General features: G+C 68.5%; 19 protein-coding genes and 2 pseudogenes. 8 read left to right on the plus strand and 13 right to left on the minus strand.

Features of this window, described 5'->3' with window-relative positions; genetic code table 11:
* Nucleotides 1-490, plus strand: a 490-nt coding sequence (locus tag ACO1BU_RS23905; RefSeq protein ID WP_424138481.1) for a TCP-1/cpn60 chaperonin family protein, incomplete at its 5' end; no start/stop codon positions are given.
* Nucleotides 491-623: 133 nt separating this feature from the next.
* Here the strand turns inward: ACO1BU_RS23905 and ACO1BU_RS23910 are convergent.
* A pseudogene (locus ACO1BU_RS23910) lies at nt 624-1,070 on the minus strand (transposase); the annotation flags it as partial.
* 122 nt (nt 1,071-1,192) lie between these two features.
* On the opposite strand from ACO1BU_RS23910, the gene ACO1BU_RS23915 reads away from it, so the two are divergent.
* On the plus strand, nt 1,193-1,567 hold the full coding sequence (locus ACO1BU_RS23915) for a PAS domain-containing protein (RefSeq protein ID WP_424138482.1): 375 nt from the start codon (nt 1,193-1,195) through the stop codon (nt 1,565-1,567).
* Between the two features lie 183 nt (nt 1,568-1,750).
* On the plus strand, nt 1,751-3,334 hold the full coding sequence (locus ACO1BU_RS23920) for an ABC transporter substrate-binding protein (protein WP_424138483.1): 1,584 nt from the start codon (nt 1,751-1,753) through the stop codon (nt 3,332-3,334).
* A gap of 300 nt (nt 3,335-3,634) precedes the next feature.
* Here ACO1BU_RS23920 and ACO1BU_RS23925 read toward each other — a convergent pair whose 3' ends face one another.
* Nucleotides 3,635-3,877, minus strand: a complete 243-nt coding sequence (locus ACO1BU_RS23925; RefSeq protein WP_424138484.1) for a hypothetical protein — start codon at nt 3,875-3,877, stop codon at nt 3,635-3,637.
* Here ACO1BU_RS23925 and ACO1BU_RS23930 point away from each other — a divergent pair.
* On the plus strand, nt 3,861-4,544 hold the full coding sequence (locus ACO1BU_RS23930; protein ID WP_424138485.1) for an IS6 family transposase: 684 nt from the start codon (nt 3,861-3,863) through the stop codon (nt 4,542-4,544). The genes ACO1BU_RS23925 and ACO1BU_RS23930 overlap by 17 nt on opposite strands.
* A 275-nt stretch (nt 4,545-4,819) precedes the next feature.
* On the opposite strand, the gene ACO1BU_RS23935 is transcribed toward ACO1BU_RS23930, so the two are convergent.
* From ACO1BU_RS23935 to ACO1BU_RS23945, 3 genes are read right to left on the minus strand one after another with little or no spacing between them, the layout of a single operon-like run.
* On the minus strand, nt 4,820-5,746 hold the full coding sequence (locus ACO1BU_RS23935) for a polysaccharide deacetylase family protein (RefSeq protein ID WP_424138486.1): 927 nt from the start codon (nt 5,744-5,746) through the stop codon (nt 4,820-4,822).
* An 11-nt stretch (nt 5,747-5,757) separates the two neighbouring features.
* Nucleotides 5,758-6,927 carry an FAD-dependent monooxygenase gene (locus ACO1BU_RS23940; protein WP_424138487.1) on the minus strand — a complete coding sequence of 390 codons (1,170 nt, stop codon included), beginning with the start codon at nt 6,925-6,927 and terminating at the stop codon, nt 5,758-5,760.
* 32 nt (nt 6,928-6,959) lie between these two features.
* A complete protein-coding gene (locus ACO1BU_RS23945) occupies nt 6,960-7,568 on the minus strand; it encodes a MarR family winged helix-turn-helix transcriptional regulator (protein ID WP_424138488.1) in 609 nt (202 codons plus the stop codon).
* Between the two features lie 292 nt (nt 7,569-7,860).
* On the opposite strand from ACO1BU_RS23945, the gene ACO1BU_RS23950 reads away from it, so the two are divergent.
* The 4 genes and pseudogenes from ACO1BU_RS23950 (at nt 7,861) to ACO1BU_RS23965 (ending at nt 11,479) form a co-directional block, all read left to right on the plus strand.
* Entirely contained in the window at nt 7,861-8,832 is a 972-nt protein-coding gene (locus ACO1BU_RS23950) for an ABC transporter substrate-binding protein (protein ID WP_424138489.1), read from the plus strand.
* Complete coding sequence (locus ACO1BU_RS23955) at nt 8,829-9,608, plus strand: ABC transporter ATP-binding protein (RefSeq protein ID WP_424138490.1); 780 nt, start codon at nt 8,829-8,831, stop codon at nt 9,606-9,608. The genes ACO1BU_RS23950 and ACO1BU_RS23955 overlap by 4 nt, the downstream gene beginning before the upstream one ends.
* Before the next feature lie 10 nt (nt 9,609-9,618).
* Nucleotides 9,619-10,368, plus strand: coding sequence for an ABC transporter permease (locus ACO1BU_RS23960; protein ID WP_424138491.1), 750 nt, complete (start codon nt 9,619-9,621; stop codon nt 10,366-10,368).
* 147 nt (nt 10,369-10,515) lie between these two features.
* Nucleotides 10,516-11,479, plus strand: a pseudogene (locus tag ACO1BU_RS23965) (IS5 family transposase).
* Nucleotides 11,480-11,745: 266 nt separating this feature from the next.
* Here the strand turns inward: ACO1BU_RS23965 and ACO1BU_RS23970 are convergent.
* From ACO1BU_RS23970 to ACO1BU_RS24005, 8 genes are all read right to left on the minus strand, one after another.
* Nucleotides 11,746-12,102, minus strand: coding sequence for a MarR family winged helix-turn-helix transcriptional regulator (locus ACO1BU_RS23970; RefSeq protein ID WP_424138492.1), 357 nt, complete (start codon nt 12,100-12,102; stop codon nt 11,746-11,748).
* Nucleotides 12,103-12,207: 105 nt separating this feature from the next.
* Nucleotides 12,208-13,227: a TauD/TfdA family dioxygenase gene (locus tag ACO1BU_RS23975; protein ID WP_424138493.1), complete on the minus strand. Its 1,020-nt coding sequence runs from the start codon at nt 13,225-13,227 to the stop codon at nt 12,208-12,210.
* An 18-nt stretch (nt 13,228-13,245) separates the two neighbouring features.
* Complete coding sequence (locus ACO1BU_RS23980; protein ID WP_424138494.1) at nt 13,246-14,127, minus strand: ABC transporter permease; 882 nt, start codon at nt 14,125-14,127, stop codon at nt 13,246-13,248.
* A gap of 3 nt (nt 14,128-14,130) precedes the next feature.
* The gene (locus tag ACO1BU_RS23985; protein ID WP_424138495.1) at nt 14,131-15,078 is read right to left on the minus strand and encodes an ABC transporter permease; all 948 of its coding nucleotides are present in this window, start codon (nt 15,076-15,078) and stop codon (nt 14,131-14,133) included.
* 46 nt (nt 15,079-15,124) lie between these two features.
* On the minus strand, nt 15,125-16,633 hold the full coding sequence (locus ACO1BU_RS23990) for an ABC transporter substrate-binding protein (RefSeq protein WP_424138496.1): 1,509 nt from the start codon (nt 16,631-16,633) through the stop codon (nt 15,125-15,127).
* Between the two features lie 22 nt (nt 16,634-16,655).
* A complete protein-coding gene (locus ACO1BU_RS23995; protein WP_424138497.1) occupies nt 16,656-17,735 on the minus strand; it encodes an ABC transporter ATP-binding protein in 1,080 nt (359 codons plus the stop codon).
* Nucleotides 17,732-18,766 carry an ABC transporter ATP-binding protein gene (locus ACO1BU_RS24000; RefSeq protein WP_424138498.1) on the minus strand — a complete coding sequence of 345 codons (1,035 nt, stop codon included), beginning with the start codon at nt 18,764-18,766 and terminating at the stop codon, nt 17,732-17,734. Before ACO1BU_RS24000 ends, ACO1BU_RS23995 begins: the two co-directional genes overlap by 4 nt.
* A 2-nt stretch (nt 18,767-18,768) precedes the next feature.
* Nucleotides 18,769-20,901 (minus strand): acetate--CoA ligase family protein, encoded by a 2,133-nt coding sequence (locus tag ACO1BU_RS24005; protein WP_424138499.1) that lies wholly within the window; start codon nt 20,899-20,901, stop codon nt 18,769-18,771.
* Nucleotides 20,902-20,905 lie beyond the last annotated feature (4 nt).

Here is a 20,905-nt window from a genome sequence, read left to right on the forward strand (position 1 = left end):
TGGCTCCACCGAGGTCGAGGTGAAGGAGCGCAAGGATCGCGTCGACGACGCGCTGCATGCGACCCGCGCCGCGGTTGAGGAAGGCATCGTTCCCGGTGGTGGCGTGGCCCTGCTGCGCGCCAGCCTGGCGCTGAAGGCGCTTGATCCAGCGAATGCCGACCAAAAGTTTGGAATCGAAATTGTTCGGCGCGCGATTGCCGTGCCGCTGAAGCAGATCGCCGAGAACGCTGGCAAGGACGGTGCGATCATCGCAGGTGAGGTGCTCCGCAGCGACGCCTACGAGTACGGCTATGATGCCCAGACCGACGAGTACAAGAACCTCGTTCAGGCCGGCATCATCGACCCAACCAAGGTCGTCCGCTCGGCCCTGCAGCACGCGGCCTCGGTAGCATCCCTTCTGATCACCACAGAAGCGATGGTAGGCGAGCACGTCGAGAAGCGGGGGCAGCCCAGCGGCTCGGGTGCGGAGATTGGCACTTCGGACTACTAGGTCGCGTTCACTTGAGAAGCCGGAGGACAGTGCCCAGACACACACCGCCTCCGGTGCCTCGCTTCTGGCCGAACCGCCGGTGTAGATAAGCATCCAACCGGGGCTCTGACGCAGTTTCGCTGATCGTTGGTGATCATGCGGCGCCGATCAGTCGTGCTTCGAGCAGGTCAAGCTTGGCACGGCCATACATCTGACGCTTGACCAGCTTGAGCCTGGTGATCTGGCCTTGGGTTTGTCCGTTCGACCAGGGTTCGGTGATGGCGGCCCGGATGGCTGCGACATCCCGGATGACGCCCCGAGCGAGCGGGGCGATCAGGCTGGCCCTGGCCTGCTCGATCCAGCCATCCAGTTCCGCAGCCGCTTTGGTCCGGATCATGGTCTGGACTCGCTCCACCAGGTTTCGGGCCTCGGCCAGGCCGGGCGCCCCTGCCTCGACGGTAGCAACGGTCACCGTATCGGCCTTGGGGAGGTGATCGCGTCCCACGCCCATCAGCCGGTCCAAGGTGCGGGCCGAGGGTGCTTTCTGCAGGCCCTGCGCTTGCATCTGGTCCGCTCGTTGGCGCCGCGTGGCCCACTCGCCGTGGCGAGGCTGGCGCGCTCATGCGTGCTCACGACTGGTCAGGTTCGCCGCTCGGCCCTCCGTCGACCTGGCCACACTCGCTCCGGACGGCCATCAGCATCGTCATCAACTTCCGTCCCCCGATGTTTGTCGCATGGGGGCTGGACCTCGCCTTCCTATACGATGACGGTTACGCGCCGATCCTCGGCGCCAAGCACCCCGCCGCTATTGGCAGACCTTTCCAAGCCGTCTGGCCGGATGTCCTGCCGCTCGTTGAGCGCGCGCTGGGCGGCGATGCAACGTGGTCCGGCGACCTCAGGCTCGTCATGGAGCGGAACGGCTACCCAGAGGACGTCTATTTCACCTTCTCCTACAGCCTGATCCGTGACGAGCGCGGAGGTGTCGGAGGCATGTTCTGCGCCTGCACGGAAACGACCGGCCGGGTTCTGGCCGAACGGCGCCTCCGTGAGGCATCTGAAGCGCTGGAGGCGAGCGAGCAGGCTCTGAGGGCGGGCTGAGCGGCGATTATGGAGAAAGCCCTCGCCAATCGCGTCCATCTGCCCGATGTTAGGCCAAAGCGGGCGGCGGTAAGCCGCCGGAGCTCAGATCGCGGCGTGCCCCCGCAAAATGGGGGCGCGCCCAAGAAGCAAGGGACGACGCTCACCAGGCGCACGGAGGTCAACCTGATCGACGATCAATTGATGACCCCGACCCGCCGCCACCTGCTTGCCGGAAGCGCCGCCATCGCGGTGTCCGGCATGCCCTATATCGGCCCTGCCCGCGGGCAGTCCGCCGCGCCACTGCGCTTCATCCCCTCGACACCGCTGCCCTCGCTCGATCCGATCGTAGCAACGAGCTACAACATCCGGAACCACGGCTACCTTGTCTATGACACGCTCTTCGCGACGGACGAGAAGTTCCAGATCAAGCCGCAGATGGTACAGGCCTGGGAGACCTCGGCCGACGACCTGAAATGGACCTTCCAGCTCCGCGGCGGACTGCTCTTCCACGACAACACGCCGGTGCGTGCCCAGGACTGCATCGCGTCGATTCGCCGCTGGTCCGCGCGCGACGCCTATGGACAGACCATGGCCGCCTTTGTGGAGGGCTACGAGGCGGTGGATGCCCGCACCTTCGCTATCCGCCTCAAGCGACCCTTCCCGCAGATGACAGCGGCACTGGGCAAGCTGTCCTCCAACGTGCCCTTCATCATGCCGGAGCGCATCGCCTCGACTGACGCGATGCGCCCGATCAGCGATCCCATCGGCTCCGGCCCCTATCGCTTCGTCACGGCGCAATGGGTGCCCGGGCAGAACAGCGTCTATGAGCGCTTCGCCGGCTACAGGCCGAGAGAGGAGGCGCCCTCATGGGCCGCCGGAGGAAAGGTCGCGAAGATCAACCGCATCGAGTGGCTGACGCTGACAGAGCCCTCGGCCGCCGTGAACGCCATCACCCAGGGCGAGGCGGACTGGCTGGAGCAGGCGCCGGTTGACCTGCTGCCCGTGCTCAAGCGGGACCGCAACGTCACCATCGAGAACGTTCCACTGGGCCTCGTGATGCTGATGCGCTTCAACCACCTGCAGCCGCCCTTCAACAACCCGAAGGTGCGCCAGGCCGTCGTCATGGCCATGAAGCAGGAAGACCACATGCAGGCTGTGGTCGGCAACGCGGAATACTACACGGAGGCGAAGACCTTCTTTACCAAGGGCTCGCCGATGTCCACGGGAAGGGGCGGCGCCGAAGCGATGCGCGGCGACATCGAACGTGCCAGGCAGATGCTCGCCGAGTCCGGCTACAAGGGCGAGAAGGTCGTGCTCCTCGCCCCGGCCGATCAGCCCATCGCCTACAACCAGTCCCTCATCACCCAGGCGATGCTCGCTCAACTCGGCATGAACCTGGAGTTCATCTCCACGGACTGGGCGAGCTTCATCGGGCGCCGCGGCAATCGCGGCCTGCCGGACCAGGGTGGATGGTCGCTGTTCCACACGCAGTGGTCGGGGGCGGACCTGCTGAACCCCGCCCTCAACCCGCTGATCCGCGGCAACGGCGCGCCCGCCTGGTTCGGTTGGCCAACCGACCCCGATATCGAGATGCTGCGGGACCGGTGGCTGGCCACGAACGACGAGGCGCAGCAGAAGGAGATCGCCGCAGAGATTGAAAGCCAGGCGTTCCAAAGCCTGCCTTACGCGCCCTGCGGGCAGATCGCGCAACCTATGGCCATGCGGAAGAGCCTCACGGGCTTCATCAACTCGCCTGCCCAGTTCTTCTGGAATCTGGAGAAGTAGGCGGATGGGCCGGGGTCCGTGCCCCCGGCCAGATCTGTTAAGGCTCAAGTCAGGCTTGGGGGGGCTACTGCGAACCGCATGCTTCGGCTCGGAAGACCGACGTATGTCCGCATTGCCTGATCCAGAACGTCGGAGGCTATGCTGCAGCCCCCAAGCTGCATCCGAGCAACGCAGATTCCGGCTGCCGCTTACGAAGCCGCCGTCATGAGGCAGAGGCGCGGGAGGCCACGCCGCGCGGCGTGGCCTCCTTGCGCCGCCGCAGCGCTTTACCAGTCGCCATCTGCCTGACGGCGGTGATGCTCAGCAGTTCAGAGTTGTTGGGGCCCGATCGCCAGAGATCCGGCCACGGATGACGACACCGGCCGGACCGCCGCGTTCATGCTGACCGGCCACTATTTCGATGATGGCTCGCTGGTCGGCGCCTTGCTCGACCAGATCAATAGTCTGGTCGTAGCGTTCGCTGCTGATGGCGCGATCGGGCCTTGTCAGGTTGGCGGCTCGGTAGGGCAGTGGCAGCCTGCGCAGTATGACGACCTCGCCCAATCCCTATCGCGGCTTCCGGTACCCGGTCGGGGTCATCCAGTATGCGGTCTGGCTGTATCACTGCTTTAGTTTGCGCCTGCGGGGCGTCGAGCTGATCCTGGCCGCCCGGGGGGTCGTGGTGAGCTACGAAAGCATCCGCGAGTGGGGCCTGCGTTTCGGCCGACTGTTTGCCGATGCCCTGAAACGGCGTCGGCCAAGGCCGGGTGACAAATGGTACATGGATGAGGTGTTCATCCGCATTCGCGGCAAGCAGCATTACCTCTGGCGTGCGGTGGATCAGGACGGCAACGTGCTCGACAGCACGGTGCAGAGCCGGCGTAGTGCCAGGGCCGCCAAGCCGTTCTTCCGCAAGCTGCTGAAGGGCTTGCAATACGTCCCGCGTGTGATCGTCACGGACAAGCTGAAGAGCGACGCCGCAGCGAAGCGCGACATCCTGCCCGGGGTCGAGCACCAGCAGAGCCGGTATCTCAACAACCGGGCCGAAGTGTCACACCAGCCGACACGACGACGAGAGCGGCAGATGCAGCGCTTCCTTTCCACACACAGCCGGATCCACAACCACTTCCAGCTTCGCCGCCACCATCTGACCGCCACTGCATACCGGACCGCTCGTGACGCCGCATTTGCCACATGGCGGGATGTGACCGGAGTCGCATCCGCCATGTGAGGCCACCACCAGCCGTAGGCTCTCGGCGTCGCCGTCGTCGCCAACCTGACAAGGCCATGCCGACGACGGTTCGAGGGTCGGGCCTTTGCTCGACCTCGCCGACGGGCGTCAGGAAGCCGAGGTGGCTGCCGCCGCCGACGTGCTGAACCGCATGCTTGAGCTCGGGCGCCCGGAGTACGTCCGCGTCACGTAAGCCCAGATCAGGGTTGGGCGCCATGCGCCCAAACTTGCGACCCATGCACCACGTTGGATCGGCAGGGCAGAGGAAGCCGCCCTCATCTGGGAGCAGGAAAATTGGCGTTCCAGTGCCGGGCCACGTCGATGCCCCGGCAGAACCACACGCCCTCAAAGCGCTTCATGTGCTCCAGTAGGCGGATCAGCCCCGGCGCGCGGCCTGGGCGCCCGATGAGGCGATCGTGCAGCCCGATGGAGAGGAGCTTCGGAGACCCTACCTCTCCCTCGCGGTAGAGCAGGTCGAAGGCGTCGCGCATGTACTCGAAGAAGTGGGCAGCGGTGGAGAAACCGCTGTTCTCGTTGAAGCGGTTGTCGTTCGCCTCGTAGGAGTAAGGGATGACGAGGTGGGGCCGGCCGTCCACCGCGAGCCAGTAGGGCAACTCGTCCGCCAGGGAGTCGCGGTCGTACAGGAACCCGCCCTCCTCGGCGAGGAGCCGCCGCGTGTTCGGCCCAGGGCGCCCGGTCATCCAGCCTAGCGGGCGCTCCCCGGCAAGGCGCGTGATTCCTTCGACGGCCTGCCGGATATGGGCGCGCTCCACCTCCTCCGGCACGGCGCCGTAGTCGATCCAGCGGTAGCCGTGGCTGACCAGCTCGTGGCCGCGCTCCACGCAGGCGCGCGCCAGCGCCGGGTTCTGCTCCAGCGCCCGCACCACGCCGAGTACGCTGACGGGAACAGCGTAGTCGCGGAAGATGTCGAGCAGGCGCCAGACGCCGCGGCGGCTGCCGTACTCGAACACGGACTCCACCGCCGGCACGCGACGCCCGGCGAACTCCGGCACGCCGATGTCATTCAGCATGGCCTCGGATACCGCGTCGCCGTTGGCCAGCGTCGATTCCCCGCCGCCTTCGACGTTGAGGTTGAAGTTCACAGCAATGCGTGCCCCACCCGGCCAGCGCGGGTCGGGCAGGCGCTCGCCGTAGCCTACAAGGTCACGCTCCACCATCGGGTCGGGTCGTGCCTCGAACATCGTCAGTCCTTTCACGCTACGAGGGGAGCGGTGCAGGCGTCATGGCCGAAGAACCAGTCCAGCTCGGTCGGCCCGCGCATCCAGCTGTTCTCGATTGAAATCCGCTGCACCTCCGCCACGCGGGGAATCCGGGTGGCGGCGTAGCGGCCGAAGGCGGCCTCCGGACTGCCGGTCTCCGCCAGGCAGCGCGCGAGCACGGCGGCATCCTCAATCGCGCTGGCACCGCCGGCGGCCATGTAAGGGCGCACCGGATGGCAGGCATCGCCCATCAGCACCATGCGGCCCCGGCTCCAACGGTCGTCCCGCGGGCGGTCGAGGATCGGCCAAGTCATCACCCGGTCCGCCGCATTCAGCACGTGGCGCAGGTCGGGATGCGCCGCGTCGAAGCCGTCCAGGAACGCCTCCCGCGTGCCGGGCACCGAAGCGTCATTGCCATCCCAGCCCGCCGCGGGCACGCTGGTCATCACGTAGACCTCCTCGCGCCGCGCGGTCATGAAGTAGGTCAGCACGTGACGGTCCGTGCCCCACCACTTGGTGCAGTCGCGCATCGGCACGCCGCGGAGGCGCGCGGCGGGAAAGATAGCGCGCATGGCGACGCGGCCGGTGAAGCGCGGCGCGGCCTCGCCCTGCACCGCGGCGCGCACGCGCGAGTGGATGCCGTCCCCGCCGACGACGACGTCCGCCTCCTCGGTCGCGCCGTTCGCGAAGCGCAGGCGAACTGGGCCGGGCCCGTCCTCCAGCGCGGCCAGGGCATAGCCGAAGCGGATCGTGCCGGGGAGGAGCGGAGATTGTAGCAGCGCGTGCAAATCCGCCCGGTGGATGTTCACGAAGGGCCCGCCGAAGCGGAGCTCGCTCGCCTCGTCCAGCGTCAGCTCGTAGGTCGTGTCGCCCGAGGCGATGTCGCGGCTCACGAAGGCGTCCGGACGGATGCCCGTGGCCAGCACGCCCTCCTCAAGCCCAAGCCGCCGCAGGACCTTCACGCCGTTGGCGCTGAGGATAATGCCCGCCCCGATCCGCGCGAAGGCCTCGGCCTGCTCGAATACCCGCGCCTCGAAGCCCTGCCGCTGGAGCAGCCCGGCCAGGGTCAGCCCGGCCAGCCCTGCCCCGACGATCGCGATCCGTGCCTGCGCCTGCATGAGCCATCCTGCGGGCAGCCGCGCCCGCGCCGCGATCCGGTACATAACCAGATCATTCGATAACGAATGATCGAACGCTATGGTTCAGGCGATCCGGTGTCAACGCCGGTCGGCCCGCCCTCCCCCTCGATGGCCTGTGCGAAGCGCCGCAGCAGCCCGGCAAGGTCTGCGCAGGCCTCCTCGCCGAGCGGCCGCAGTCGGCTCCACTGCGCGGCGAAGACGCGCGGGATCGCCTCGTTGATCAGCGCCTCGCCGGAGGCCGTGAGCATGATCCGCACGGTGCGCCGGTCGCTGGGCTCCGGCAGGCGGGCGATCAGGCGCTGCGCCTCCAGCCGGTCCAGCCGGCTGGTCAGGCCGGCGCCGCTCAGCAGCAGCGAGGTGGCGAGCTGCTTGGGGGTGAGGCAGTAGGGAGCGCCGGCCCGGCGCAACGCCGTGAGGACGTCGAAGGTGCCGCGGACAAGGCCGAGCGGGGCCAGTGCCTCGTCGATGAACGCCGTAGCGCGCTGCTGAATCATCGCGATCAGCCCGTAGATGTGCACCGGGGCGGGGTCGATGTCCGGACGCTCCGCGCGCCACTGCTGGAAGATGGCGTCCACCTGCGCCTGCGCGCTGCGCTGCCCGGCCAGCCGATGCCCTGCCCGACGCCGCCCCGGACCACCCGGTCCCGCCGCTTTCCCTGCCTGCATCCGTCGCGCTCGACCTCCGGCGGGCGATCCCTGCCGCCGCAGGCTGCCTTACCCCTTGTCGACGGCGCGGTCACGCCGCGGCCGCGGGCAGCACATGCCGCGCTGTCCTCATCCTGGGCACGCGCGACCCGTTTAGCGGCATTCAGCCGCTCCGATGGGCAGTCGCGCGCGCCCCCCCCGGCGGAACCCCCACCTCGGGGCCGCGATTTCCCCTTCCCGCGCCCTGCCTGATCAGAGATCATTCGAACTCGAACGATCTGTCCGGCGCCGGTTCAGCCACTCGGAGACCGCCATGGCCCTCATTTCCCGCTTGGCCGTCTGGGCCCTGCTCCTGACAACCTGCTTCCTCTCGGCGCAGGCACGGGCGGAGGCCGTGACCTTTATCACGGACTTCGGCTTCAACGGCCGCCACAGCTACTTCTTTGTGGCCCAGCAGAAGGGCTTCTACCGCGAGGAAGGATTGGAGGTGAGCATCCTGCGCGGGCAGGGCTCGGCGGACGCCATCCGCAAGGTCGCCGCGGGCACCGCCACCTTCGGCTTCGCCGATGCGGGCTCCCTGGTGCTGGCCCGGGCCAACGACGGCATCCCCGTCCGGCTCTTCTCCATCGTCTATGCCTCTCCGCCCCAGGCAATCTTCTCTCTCGCCGAGCGCGGCATTACCTCGCCCCATGCCCTCGAGGGCCGCACCATCGCCGACACGGCCTCGAGCGCCATGCGGTTGATGTTCCCCGCCTACGCCCGCGCCGCCGGAATTGATGCCAGCAAGGTGACCTGGGTGACGGCGGACGGCGCCGCCCTCGCCTCCATGCTCGCCGCCGGGCGGGTGGACGCGATCGGCCAATTCACCGTCGGCGAGCCGCTCCTCGCGGCTGTCACCGCGCCCCGCCCCCTCGCCCGGCTCGCCTATGGTGATGCGGGGCTGCGCTACTACGGCAACGGCCTCGTCGCCACGGAGCAGACCATTGCCACCCGGCCGGACCTCGTGCGCGCCTTCGCCCGCGCTACCCTGCGCGGCCTGCGCTACAGTATGGAGAACCCCGCCGAGGCCGGCGCGATCATGAACGCGCAGAACCGCCAGGTCACCGCCGAGGTCGCCGCCGCCGAGACACGGCTAGTGGGGGAACTGGCCGAGGTTCCTGGCCGCCCGCTGGGCGCCATCGATCCTGCCGCGATCCAGGCGACAATTGAGGTGGTGACCGGGGCCTTCTCCCTCCGCCAGCCCGTCCGTGCGGAGGAGCTGTTCGCTCCCGGCCTCGCGGAGTGAGCGCCCCTCCGCCCGCCATCGAGGCGAGCGGGGTTTGCCGCCGCTTCGCCGCGCACGGCAAGCCCGAGGTCCTCGCGCTCGGGCCGGTAGACCTACGCATCGCACCGGGCAGCTTCGTCTCCGTCGTCGGCCCGTCCGGCTGCGGCAAGTCCACCCTGCTGCGCTTGGTAGCGGGGCTGGACACGCCCAGTGAGGGGCGGCTGCTGCGGCATGGCCTCCCGCTCGACGGCCCCTCGCGCGAGGTCGGCATCGTATTCCAGGAGCACGTGCTGTTTCCCTGGGCCAGCGTGCTCGACAACGTCCTGCTCCCCGCTGAGGTGTTCGGCCTGCCGAAGGCCGCGGCGCGGGAGCGCGCCATGCACCTGCTGGAGCTGACCGGCCTGCGGGACTTCGCCCAGGCGCGCCCGCAGGAGCTGTCCGGCGGCATGAGGCAGCGCGCCGCCTTCTGCCGCGCGCTGCTGGCCGACCCGCAGTTGCTCCTGCTCGACGAGCCCTTTGGTGCGCTGGACGCGCTCACGCGAGAAGAGCTGTCGCTGGAACTATCCCGCCTCTGGGGCGAGCTCGGCCGCACCGCGCTGCTGATCACGCACGACATCGACGAGGCCATCCTGCTGGGCGACCGCGTGCTGATCATGTCCCCCCGCCCCGGGCGGATCCGCGCCGACGTGCCGGTAGACCTGCCCCGGCCGCGCGGCGTGGACACGGCCGCCCACCCCCGGTTCGGCGAAATCCGGCAGCAGATCCGCGCGATGATCTTCGCGCCGGCCCGGAGCTGAAGGCAGCCTGATGCAAAGCGCCATCCTCGGGCGGCTCGTCATGCCGCTCACCTACGTCCTGCTGCTGCTGGCCTGGGAGGCCGGCGTCCGCGCCTTCGCCGTCCCGGCCTGGCTTCTCCCCGCGCCCTCCGCCGTGCTGGCTGCCGGCGTGGAATGGGCGCCGGAGCTGGGCGCGAACACCCTTGTCACGCTGCGGGAAACGCTGCTGGGCTTCGTCCTCGCCCTCCTCCTGTCTGTCCCGCTCGCGGTGCTGATCGCCTTCCACCCGCTGGCCCGGCGCCTCCTCTACCCGCTGCTCTTGGGCCTGCAATCCGTGCCTAAGGTCGCGCTGGCGCCGCTGGTCACCCTGTGGTTCGGCGTGGGCGAGTGGCCGAAGATCGTGATCATCGTGCTCGTCTGCTTCTTCCCAATCCTCGTGAACGTCGTGGCTGGGTTCGAGGCGGTGCCCCGCGGGATGGTGGACCTGATGCACTCGCTCCGCGCCTCGCCCCTGTCCATCTTCCGGCGGCTCCGCCTCCCGGCGGCGGCGCCGCACCTGTTCACCGGCTGCAAGGTCGCGGTGACCTTCGCCGTGATCGGCGCCGTGATCGGCGAGTTCGTCGCGGCGCAGGACGGGTTGGGCTACTTGATCCTGATCTCCTCGGCCCAGTCGCAGACGCCGCTGGCCTTCGCCTCCATCCTCGTGCTCACCGTCATCAGCATCGGGCTGTTCGAGACAATCGAGGCGCTGGAGCGACACCTCATCCAATGGCGGTACTGAGGGCCGTAGAGGGACCTTGGTGCGTGGATCGGTCTTGACGCGTTCGCAGGGTAGGATGGGAAGGGACCGTGGTGCATGGATCGGATTTGAGTCCGAGGTAGGGAGGAATAGGCTGGAGTGCCCTGCTCACCGACGGGGACACCGCGCTTGCCCTTCAAAGCGAACAAGGACCGGCGCCACCGAATCCCGAGGCAGCGGCGTCGGGTTACGAACTGGGCCGAGTATGAGGCGGGCCTTCGCTCGTGGTAGCCTGACGGTGTGGTTCACCGAGGACGCCATTGAGGGCTGGCGGGCGGCGCCTCGGACCACCCGCGGCGGGCAGCCATCCTATTTGGGCTTGGCGATCCCGACTGCGCTGACGCTGCGTCCCCTGTTCCATCTGGCACTCCGCCAAACAGAGGGCCTGATCGCCTCGATACTACAGTTGCTCGGCCTCGATCTCGCCGTGCCCGACCATACGACCTTAAGCCGGCGGGCGGAGACGCTCGAGGTGCCGCGGGCACGCGGCGGGCAAGCGCCCCTGCACCTGCTGGTGGACAGCACGGGGTTGAAGCTCTGCGGGCCCGGCGAGTGGCTGACGGAGAAGCACGTGACACGACGACGCCGATCGTGGCGCAAACTGCACTTCGCCACCGACGCCGACACGGGGCGGATCGTCGCGTCGGTGCAGACAGGCCACGATGCCGATGATGGTGGGCAAGTCGGCCCGCTGCTCGAGGGAGTGGATGGACCCGTCGCATCCTTCACCGCTGATGGAGCTTACGATCGCGGCGACGTCCATGCGGAGATCACGGCACGTCACCCGGAGGCGGAGATCACCGTGCCGCCTCGGTCAGGCGCCGTGCCCGGCGCGTCAGCCGAAACCGCTCCAACGGAGCGAGACTGCCACCTGAAGGCCATCGCAGAGCGCGGCAGCATGGGCTGGCAGAGAGCGTCTGGCTACAACTGGCGTGCCCTGGTCGAGGCCGATGTGTCGCGCTGGAAGCGCGTCATCGGTGACGGCCTGCGCTCGCAAACGGACGGACGCCAAGCGACCGAGGTGGCCATCGCCGCCGAGGTGCTGAACCGCATGTTGGACCCGGGTCGCCCAGAATACGTCCGCATCGTCTGAACGTCAGGGTTCTTGGCGCCCATGCGTCCAGCGTCCTGATCGGTGCAACAAGGTCACGCAAAGGGCAAGTTTGGCAGGTCGGCGGGCGAGACATGCAAGCGCAGGCGACGTTCGCCGCCGAGCTGTTCCAGATCGCGGACTGATTAGGCGCCCTGCAGGACACCCTTCAGACCGCCCCCCCCGACTTTGCGACGGAACCGGCGGAGAGCGGCACGGCGGTGGCCGAGATCTGCCGCAATCCCGCCACTCACGCCGGCGCAAAGCGGTCAGGATACGAGCCGCTGAAGCATCTGCAGGAAAAGTTCCTGCTCCGCAGGTCGAAGCGCTTGCAGTGTCGCATCATGCGCCGCCCGGGCCTGACCCTCGATGGAACGAAGCAAGTTTAGGCCCGCCTCCGTGCAGCTACAGAGCCGCGCACGCCGGTCTCCCACAGAAACAGTGCGAGTAATCAGCCCACGAGTCTCAAGCCGGCGGATCGCTCCAGCCGTAGTGGTGCGGTCCAGCACCACGTCCTGGGCAAGTGTAGTCTGGTCAGCCTCTCCCCGACGGGCCAGCGCCCCGAGCAGGCTGTATTGCAGCGGCGTGATGTCGAAGCCACCGCAGTTCCTTGTGAACAGCGCCACATGGATCTGGTGCAGACGCCGGATCAGAAAGCCTGGCCGCCGGGACAGCGGCCAGGGGCGCCTGGGTGGGTCAAGCTGTGCCGGATTCTCCAAAAACAGCGGCCCTCACGCCTCGGCCAGGACGATGCCACGATCCTTCAGGACATAGCCCCGGTGCTGTCCGAAATAGTCGGAAGTCGGCCAGGGCTCACGGAACTTCAGCCACAGCCGCAGCATGTGCCGCTGCTGGTGTCGCTCCGGCCCGTCCACGAACTCGGTGCGCGAATGCAGCATGGTGTAGTTGTTGCAGAACTCCATGTCGCCGGGCTGCAGCATGAAGTCGAAGCGCAGATCGGCCCGCTGGGTCTGCGCATCCATGAAGTCCAGCGCCTCGGCCTCCATGGCCGTCAGCGGCACCTCGCGCTTCACTGCGCCGGCATTGATCTGGTTCCGCAGGTAGCGGCAGCTGATCACCCCATCCTTCTGCCCGAAGACCGGGATCGGCATCTCGGAAACACCCTTGCTGCCCAGCGCCTCCTCGCGCCGGATGTAATAGAAGCCGTTATAGAGCAGCCCCAGATACTCCGGATGCTCCGCCAGGATGGCGTTGTGCACGGAAACCGAACTGACCAGGCTGCTCAGCCCGCCGGACAGCCCCTGCCGCAGGCACATCAGCCCCAGGAAGTCGCAGCTGTCGGTATGATAGGGCAGATAGGCGGCCGTCTCGTAGCCCCGGACATCCAGGTTCCCGTAGCTCCGCCCCTGGTCATAGACATGGCCCAGCAGGTCGCCCTTGGGATTCTGCCCCAGTGGCTCCCCCAGATGCACGCCGAGGCCCCAGTAGATCATCCCGACTTCGTCATCCGAGAAGCCGGAGATATCCAGGCCGCGTAGGATGGTGATGCCCAGCCCGTGCCGGAGCTGCCAGGCCATGCCGGCCAGCTTCTCCTTCAGCGTCTCCAGCGGGAAGTCCCCCTCCCGCCAGTGCAGCATCGGCAGGCCCGTCTTCTGGGCATGGTGCAGCGCCGCCACGATCTCCTTCTGCTCCGCGGGCGTAACATGGAGCAGCCAGGGCCCATCCGTTCCCAGATCCGCTCCCCGCCAGGCCATCGGCCCGTCGATCTGCTCCTGCCAAACCATGCCCATGTCCGTACCTCTCCCAGATCAGCGGCGCTTGGGGTCCAGCGCGTCGCGCAGCCCGTCGCCGAAGATGTTGAGGGCGATTACCAGGATAAAGATCACCGCCCCCGGCGCGATCGCCATCCAGGGCGCCGCGGCCATATGCCGCTGCGCCGCGTTGAGCATGCTTCCCCAGGAGGGCGCCGGCGGCTGCTGCCCGAGTCCGAGGAAGGAAAGCGAGGCTTCCGCGATGATGGCGGAAGCCGCCATGACGCTCGCCTGCACCAGCAGAGGCGGCAGCATGTTCGGCAGGATGTGCCGGAAGGCGATCCGCAGATGCGAGCTGCCCACCGCCCGCGCCGATTCCACATAGTCCTCCGCCCGGATCGTCATCGCCGCCGCCCGCGCCAGCCGCAGGAAGACCGGCAGGGAGGCGATGCCGATCGCCAGCATGGCATTCCAAAGGTCCGGCCCCAGGAAGGCCGCAAGGGCGATGGCGATGATCAGATAGGGAACGGCCAGCATGGCGTCGGTAATTCGCATGATCACCATGTCGATCCAGCCGCCTGTATAGCCGCTCAGCACGCCCAGCGGCACGCTGAACACCAACGCCACCACCACTGGCACCGCCCCGGCCAGGAGCGAGCTGCGCGCGCCCCAGATCAGCCGGGACAGCACGTCGCGCCCCAGCTCGTCCGTCCCCAGCCAATGGGCGGCGGAAGGAGCCTTGCGCACGAGCATGAAGCTCGCCTTGGCCGGGTCATAGGGCGCGATCCAGGGCGCCGCCAGCGCGGCCAGGATGAAGACCAGGATGACAAGCCCGGCCACAAGGCTCGCCGGCTGCTTGAGCAGCCGCTTCCCGGCCCGGCGCAGCCGGCTCTCCGAACGCGGCATGCTCAGGCCGGCCGACAGGACAAGGCTCGCCATGGCTCAGCTCCGCAGCCGCGGGTTGATGAGGAAATACAGCATGTCCGCCAGCAGGCTCACCAGGATGAACAGCACCGCCGAAACCAGCACCAGCCCCTGCACCACGGCATAGTCCCGGTACAGCACGCCATCGACCAGCAGCTTTCCGAAGCCGGGGATGGAGAAGATCTGCTCCGTCAGCACCGCGCCGGCCAGCAGGTGCCCGAACTCGATCGCCCCCAGCGTCACCACCGGCATCAGCGCGTTCCGCAGCGCGTGGCGCAGCACCACCCGCCGCTCCGTCAGCCCCTTGGCTCGCGCGGTGCGCACGTAATCGGTGCCGAGCGACTGCAGCATGGCGCTGCGCGTATGCCGCATCAGCACCCCCGCGATTCCCGTGCCCAGCACGACGGAGGGCAGCACGAAGCCATTGATGCTGCGCCAGGGATCTTCACTGAACGGCACATAGCCCGAGGAGGGAAACCATTGCAGGTTCACCGAGAAGGCGAGCACCAGCATGATCCCCAGCCAGAAATGCGGGATGGAAATACCCGAGAGCGCGAAGGCGCTGCCCAGGAAGTCCGCCACCGATCCCCGTCGCGCGGCCGAGACGATGCCCACGGGGATTCCGATCAGCAGCGCGATTGCCATGGACGCCACGGCCAGCTGCAAGGTGATTCCCAGCTTCGCCAGCAGCAGCTCCGTCACCCCCATGCTGTTGCGGATCGAATGGCCCAGATCGCCCATCACCGCCCCGCCCAGCCAGATCAGGTACTGGACATGGATCGGCTCGTTTAGCCCGTATTTCTGCCGGATCTCCTCCAGTGCCTGCGGGTCCACCTCGTCTCCAGCCAGGGCCAGCGCCGGATCGCCTGGCAGCAGGTGCTGCAATAGGAAGACCAGCACCGTCAGGATCAGTACTGTCGGCACCGCAAGGGCCAGCCGCTGGCCGATGAAGATTAGGAACCGCATCGGTCTCTCCCTTCTGCCATCACGCGACCCTCGCGCCTCGCCATCCCTACTGCAGCTTCAGCCCGCGCACGCGGATTGTGCTGTCCGGATGCGGCACGAAGCCGCTCACCCGCGTGCTGATTCCCGTGAAGGTCTGCCGGTGCCACAGGATGATGCTCGGCACGTCCTCCGCGATGACCGCATTGGCCCGCCGGTACAGCGTCCGCCGCTCCTCCTCACTGCCCGTCTCCCGCGCCCTGGTCAGGATCTCGTCCAGTTCCTTGTTGCAGTAGCGGGAGTCGTTCTGCGGCCCCTGGCAGGCGTAATGGGCATAGACATTGCCGTCCGGATGCGGCCGCCCGCTCCAGAAAGAAAAGGCCGCCTCGAACTGCCCACGCTGCGCGCTCTGCAGCATGGTGGCGTTGTCCTGCGTCTCGATGTTCATCGTGATCCCGGCCTCGGCCAGCATGGCCTGCACGAACTGTGCGGCTTCCTGCCGCTCGCGCTCGGCCGGCACCAGTAGGGTGAAGGTCAGGTTGGGCGCCCCCGCCTCTCGCAGCAGCTTCCTCGCTGCAGCCACGTCGCGCTCCGGCACCGGATACGTCGGGTCGTAATAGGGGCTGGACGGGTTCACGAACTGGTTGCCCGCAAGATACTTGTCGTCGAACAAGGCCTGCACCATCGCGCGCCGGTCGATCGCCAGGCTGATCGCGCGCCGCAGTCGCACGTCGCGGCCCAGCAGCTGCCCGCGCGGCCCGTTATCCGTGTTCAGCCGAATGTTGTGGTAGCCCAGATCGGCCGTGGCGATCACCCGGATGTTCCGCTGCCCCTCTAGCTGGGGCAGGTCCGTCGGCGTCAGTCGCTCCGCGATTTGGATCTCGCCCGAGCGGAGCGCGGAAATGCGCACCGTGGAATCCGTGATCGGAAGGTACTCGATCCGCTCCGGCCCGATCATGGACTTGTCCCAGTAGTCCGCGAAGCGCTGCACGGCGATGCGCCCCTGCGGAACGCGCTCCACGAAGCGGTAGGGCCCGGTGCAGACCGGCTGGGTGCCGAACCGGTCCCCCAGGCTCCGTGCCGCCTTCGGCGACACGATCATGCCCGACCGCTCCGCCAGGTTCACAATCAGCAGATAGCCCTGCGGTCGTTTCAGCGCGATCCGCACCGTCAGCGGGTCCACCACCTCCACCCGCTCCACCGCCGTCAGTTCGGAGCGGCGCAGCGAACCGGCGGTGGTCATGTTGCGCTCGAAGGTGAAGCGCACGGCCTCCGCGTCCATCGGCTCGCCGTCATGGAAGGTCACGCCAGGCCGCAGCCGGAGCGTGACGGACATCCCGTCCGGCGCGATCTCATAGGATTTCGCCAGCTGAGGGACGACCTGGAGGTTGGTGTCCACGTCGAACAGCTTGTCGCAGATCGCGGTCAGCGGCTGCCGCCCGCTGGCCAGGCGATTGGTCACGGGGTCCAGCGCGTCCGGATCCTCGTTGATGCCGACGCGCAACGTGCCCTGGGCGGAGACCGAGGCGGCCCATCCCGCCATCAGCGCCATCGTGAGAAATCCAAGCCTGCGCCTCATGCGTCCGGTCCTTGTCCTGGGATCATGCCTCGGCCGCCGCGGGTTCGGCCTTCTGGCGGAAGCGCTCCAGCAGCCGCGCCAGGCGCGGCTCCACGGGGCGGGTCAGGGCGGGACTCAGCCCGGCCCAGCGCGGAATCTCCCGCCAGTTATGGCAGGCCACCGCATGCCCAGTGTCATCCTCCACCAACTCCGGCGCCTCGGCCGCGCAACGCACGCTGGCGAAAGGGCAGCGCGGATGGAAATGGCAGCCCGGCGGCGGATCCAGCGGGCTCGGAAGATCACCATCCAGCACCAGCTTCGGCCGCAGCTCGACCTCCGGCGCTGGAATCGCGTCCAGCAGCGCGCGCGTATAGGGATGGCGCGGCGCCGCGAAGATGGAGGGCGTTGGCGCCACCTCCACCAGCTTGCCCAGGTACATCACGGCCACCCGGTGCGCGATGTAGCGCACGGCCATCAGGTCATGGGAGATGAAGAGCAGCCCGATCCGCATCTCCCGCTGCACCCGCCGCAGCAGGTTCAGGATCTGCGCCTGCACGGAAACATCCAGTGCCGAGACCGGCTCGTCGCACACGATCAGCTGCGGGTTCAGCGCCAGCGCCCGCGCGATCCCGATCCGCTGCCGCTGCCCGCCCGAGAACTCATGCGGATACCGCGCCATGTGCCGCGGGTTCAGCCCCACCATCTCCAGCAGATCCGCCACGCGCCGCTGGATGCCTGATCCGGCATCCACATGGTGCACATGCAGCGGCTCTCCGATTATCTCCTGCACGGTCATGCTGGGATTCAGAGAGCTGAACGGGTCCTGGAAGATCAGCTGCAGGTCGCGCCGACGGGACACCATGGCCCGCGCATCCAGCCGCAGCAACTCCTGCCCCCGGAAGGCCACGCTGCCCGAGTTCGGCTCGATCAGACGCAGTATCAGCCGCCCCGTGGTGGACTTGCCGCAGCCGCTCTCCCCCACCAGCCCGAGCGTCTCGCCTTCCGCGATCTCGAAGGACAGCCCGTCCACGGCCGCCACGCGCCCGCGCCGGCCGAACATCCCGCCCACCGGGAAATGCTTGCGCAGGTCCCGAACACGCAGCAGCGGCACCGCCCCGCTCATGTCGCGCCATCCAGCAGCGGCGCGATGTGGCAGGCCGCCAGATGCCCGGGCTTTAAGGCCCGCAGCGCCGGCTCCGCCTCCCGGCAGGGCGGGCCGGAAAAGGGGCAGCGCGGCTCGAAGACGCAGCCCGGCGGCAGGCGCCGCAGATCCGGCACCATGCCGTCGATCCCAACCAGCGGATGATCCCCCGGCTGCGCCCGCGGCACCGCCCCCAGCAGCCCGATCGTATAGGGATGCTCCGGATGCCCGATCACGCGCGCCGAAGGCCCGCGCTCCACTACGCTCCCCGCGTACATGACCACGATCTCGGAAGCGAGGCCGGCGATCAGCCCGATATTGTGGGAGATCAGCATGATCGCCGTCCCCCGCGCCTGGATGCCGCGCAGCAGCTCGATCACCTGCGCCTGCACGGTCACGTCCAGCGCCGTCGTCGGCTCATCGGCGATCAGCAGCTTCGGGCGGCAGGCCAGCGCCATGGCGATCATGACGCGCTGCCGCATTCCGCCCGAAAGCTTGTGCGGATGCTCGTCGACCCGCTTCTCCGGCGCCGGAATCCGCACGTCACGCAGCAGCTCGACCGCCCGGTCCCGCGCCTCCCGCGCGCCCAGCGCCTCATGCGCGCGGATGGCTTCCATGATCTGGTCGCCCACCGTGAAGGCCGGGTTCAGCGACGACATCGGCTCCTGGAAGATCATGGAGATCGCGGCGCCGCGCAGCGCCCGCACCTCGCGCTGCGGCATAGCCAACAGGTCTCGTCCCTCGAACAGGATCCGTCCCCCGGTCACCCGCCCCGCCGGCTGCGGCAGCAACCCCATGATGGTCAGGGAGGTCACGCTCTTCCCGCTGCCGGATTCCCCGACGATCCCGACGCATCCCCCCGCCGGAATGTCGAAATCAGCGTTGCGCACGGCCGGCACGCGCCCGCCCTCCGCCGCGAAGCTCACGGACAGCCCGCGGACCTGCAGCAGCGGCGCGGTGTTGGCGGCCCGGGGCGGCTCCATCGAAAGGGCCTGGCTGACAGCGCCGTCCATGCTCAGTCCCCCAGCGTCGCGCGGCCATCCACGGCCACCGCTCCATGCCCCGCCGGGCGCACCATCAGCGGGTTGACCTCCAGATCGATCAGCCGCTCGCCTAGGTCCTGCGCCAGCCAACCGATCCGGACCACGGCCTCTACGATCGCGCCTACATCCAGGGCCGGCTGCCCACGCGCGCCATGCAGCAGTGGCGCCAGCCGTAGGGATTCCACCATCCGCCGCGCCCGCTCCGGCGAAACCGGCGCCGGGGCCAGGGCGACATCCTTCAGGATCTCCACGATGGTGCCGCCGAAGCCCACCAGCACCACCGGGCCGAACACCGGATCGCGCCGCGCCCCAACGATCACCTCGGCCTCGCCGCGGATCATCTCCTGCACGGAGAACCCGTCCAGCCGCGCCCCTGGCGCCCGGGCCGCGACCGCCTCGCGCATCGCCGCCATTGCCGCCTCGACCGCCGTCGCATCCCGCAGCCCGACCGCCACGCCGCCCACATCGCTCTTGTGCACGATGTCGCGCGACACCGCCTTCAGCACGACGGGAAAGCCCAGCTCCGCCGCGGCAGCCGCCGCCTCGGCCGGCCCGGCCACGATGCGCTCCCGCGCCGTCGCGATGCCATAGGCCGCCAGCGCCGCCTTCACCTCGCTTTCCGTCGCCGCACCCGCCGGCAGCGCCACGCCGCCCGGCAGCCCGGCCGGCCGCGCCGGGGCGGGCTCCGCCGCCTCCCGCAGCCGGTCATGCTGCGCGACCAGCTCCAGCACGCGCAGCGCATCCTCGAACCGGTCGAAATGCGGCTGCCCCAGCGCCCGCAGCGCCGCCCGGGGCTCATCCCCCGCATCACCCGGCGTCACCGCCACGAAGCAGGGCTTGGCATGGGCCGCCGTCACCTCGCCCACCAGCCGCGTCTTCTCCGTGAAGAAGGGCATGGAGGTCAGCACGACGAGCCCATAGGCCACCGCCTCGTCATCGAGCAGCAGCCGCGCCGCATCCTGGGTAATGTCGACGCTTTCCGGCCCCTTTCGCCCACCGATGTCCACGGGATTGTCGGCCTGGGGAGGCAGCAGAATCTCGCCCAGCCTCTCCTTCGTGGCGGCGGACAGCACCGCCATCTCCAGCCCCACCTCCGTCACACGGTCGGAGGAGATCCCCGCCGTGCCTCCAGAATTCGAATAGACACCCACCCCGCCATAGCGCCGGAGCTGCGGATGCCGGACCAGCATGTTCGCCGCCCGCACCATGTCGTCGGGGTCCTTGGCCAGCACCACCCCGGCATCGCGGCCGACAGCCTCGAACACGTCGAAGGACCCCGCCAGGCTCGCCGTATGGGAGCGCGCGGACTTCACCCCCGCCTCGGTCCGCCCCGTCTTCACCATCAGCAGCGGCTTGCCCGCCTCCCGGCAGGCCAGCGCCGCCTTCCGGAAGCGCGGCCCGTCCTTCAGCCCCTCGACATAGAGGCACACTGCCCGCGTCTGCGGGTCCTCCACCATGAACTCCAGGAAGTCGCAGATCTCCAGGTCCGACTGGTTCCCCACTGAGACGCAGTGGCGGAACCCGATCCCATCCGTCGCCGCCCGGTCGAACACCGACACCATCAGCGCGCCGGACTGGCTAACGAAGCCGATCTCCCCCCCCGGCAGCCCCTCGCGGTCCAGCACCACGGAGGAGCAGAGTGCCATGCGATGATGCGGCACGATCATGCCCATGCAGTTCGGCCCGACGATCCGCATGCCGGACCGCTCGCCGATCGCTGTCATTTCCGCTTGCAGCCGCGCCCCTTCCTCATTCGCCTCGGCGAAGCCGGTCGAGATGATGACGCAGCACCCGACCCCCGCCTCCGCCGCCTCGGCAACGTTGCGCAGCAACGTCTCGCCAGGCACCGCCATGATCGCCACCTCCGGCGCTACCGGCACGTCGGCCAGGCTCCCATAGCTCTTCCGCCCCAGCACCTCCGGGCGCGCGCGGTTGATCGGCACCAGATCACCGGCGAAGCCATGCTTCACCAAGTGATACATGATCCGCCCGCCGAATTTCCCCCGGCTCTCCGAAGCGCCAACCACGGCAACCGAGGCCGGCTCCAGGATCCGCCCGACTGGCAGCCGCGGCGGCGCCTTCGCGGGGGCGATGATCGTGTCCATCCTG

Source organism: Roseomonas chloroacetimidivorans (genome assembly GCF_049629625.1).
GTDB lineage: Bacteria > Pseudomonadota > Alphaproteobacteria > Acetobacterales > Acetobacteraceae > Roseomonas > Roseomonas chloroacetimidivorans.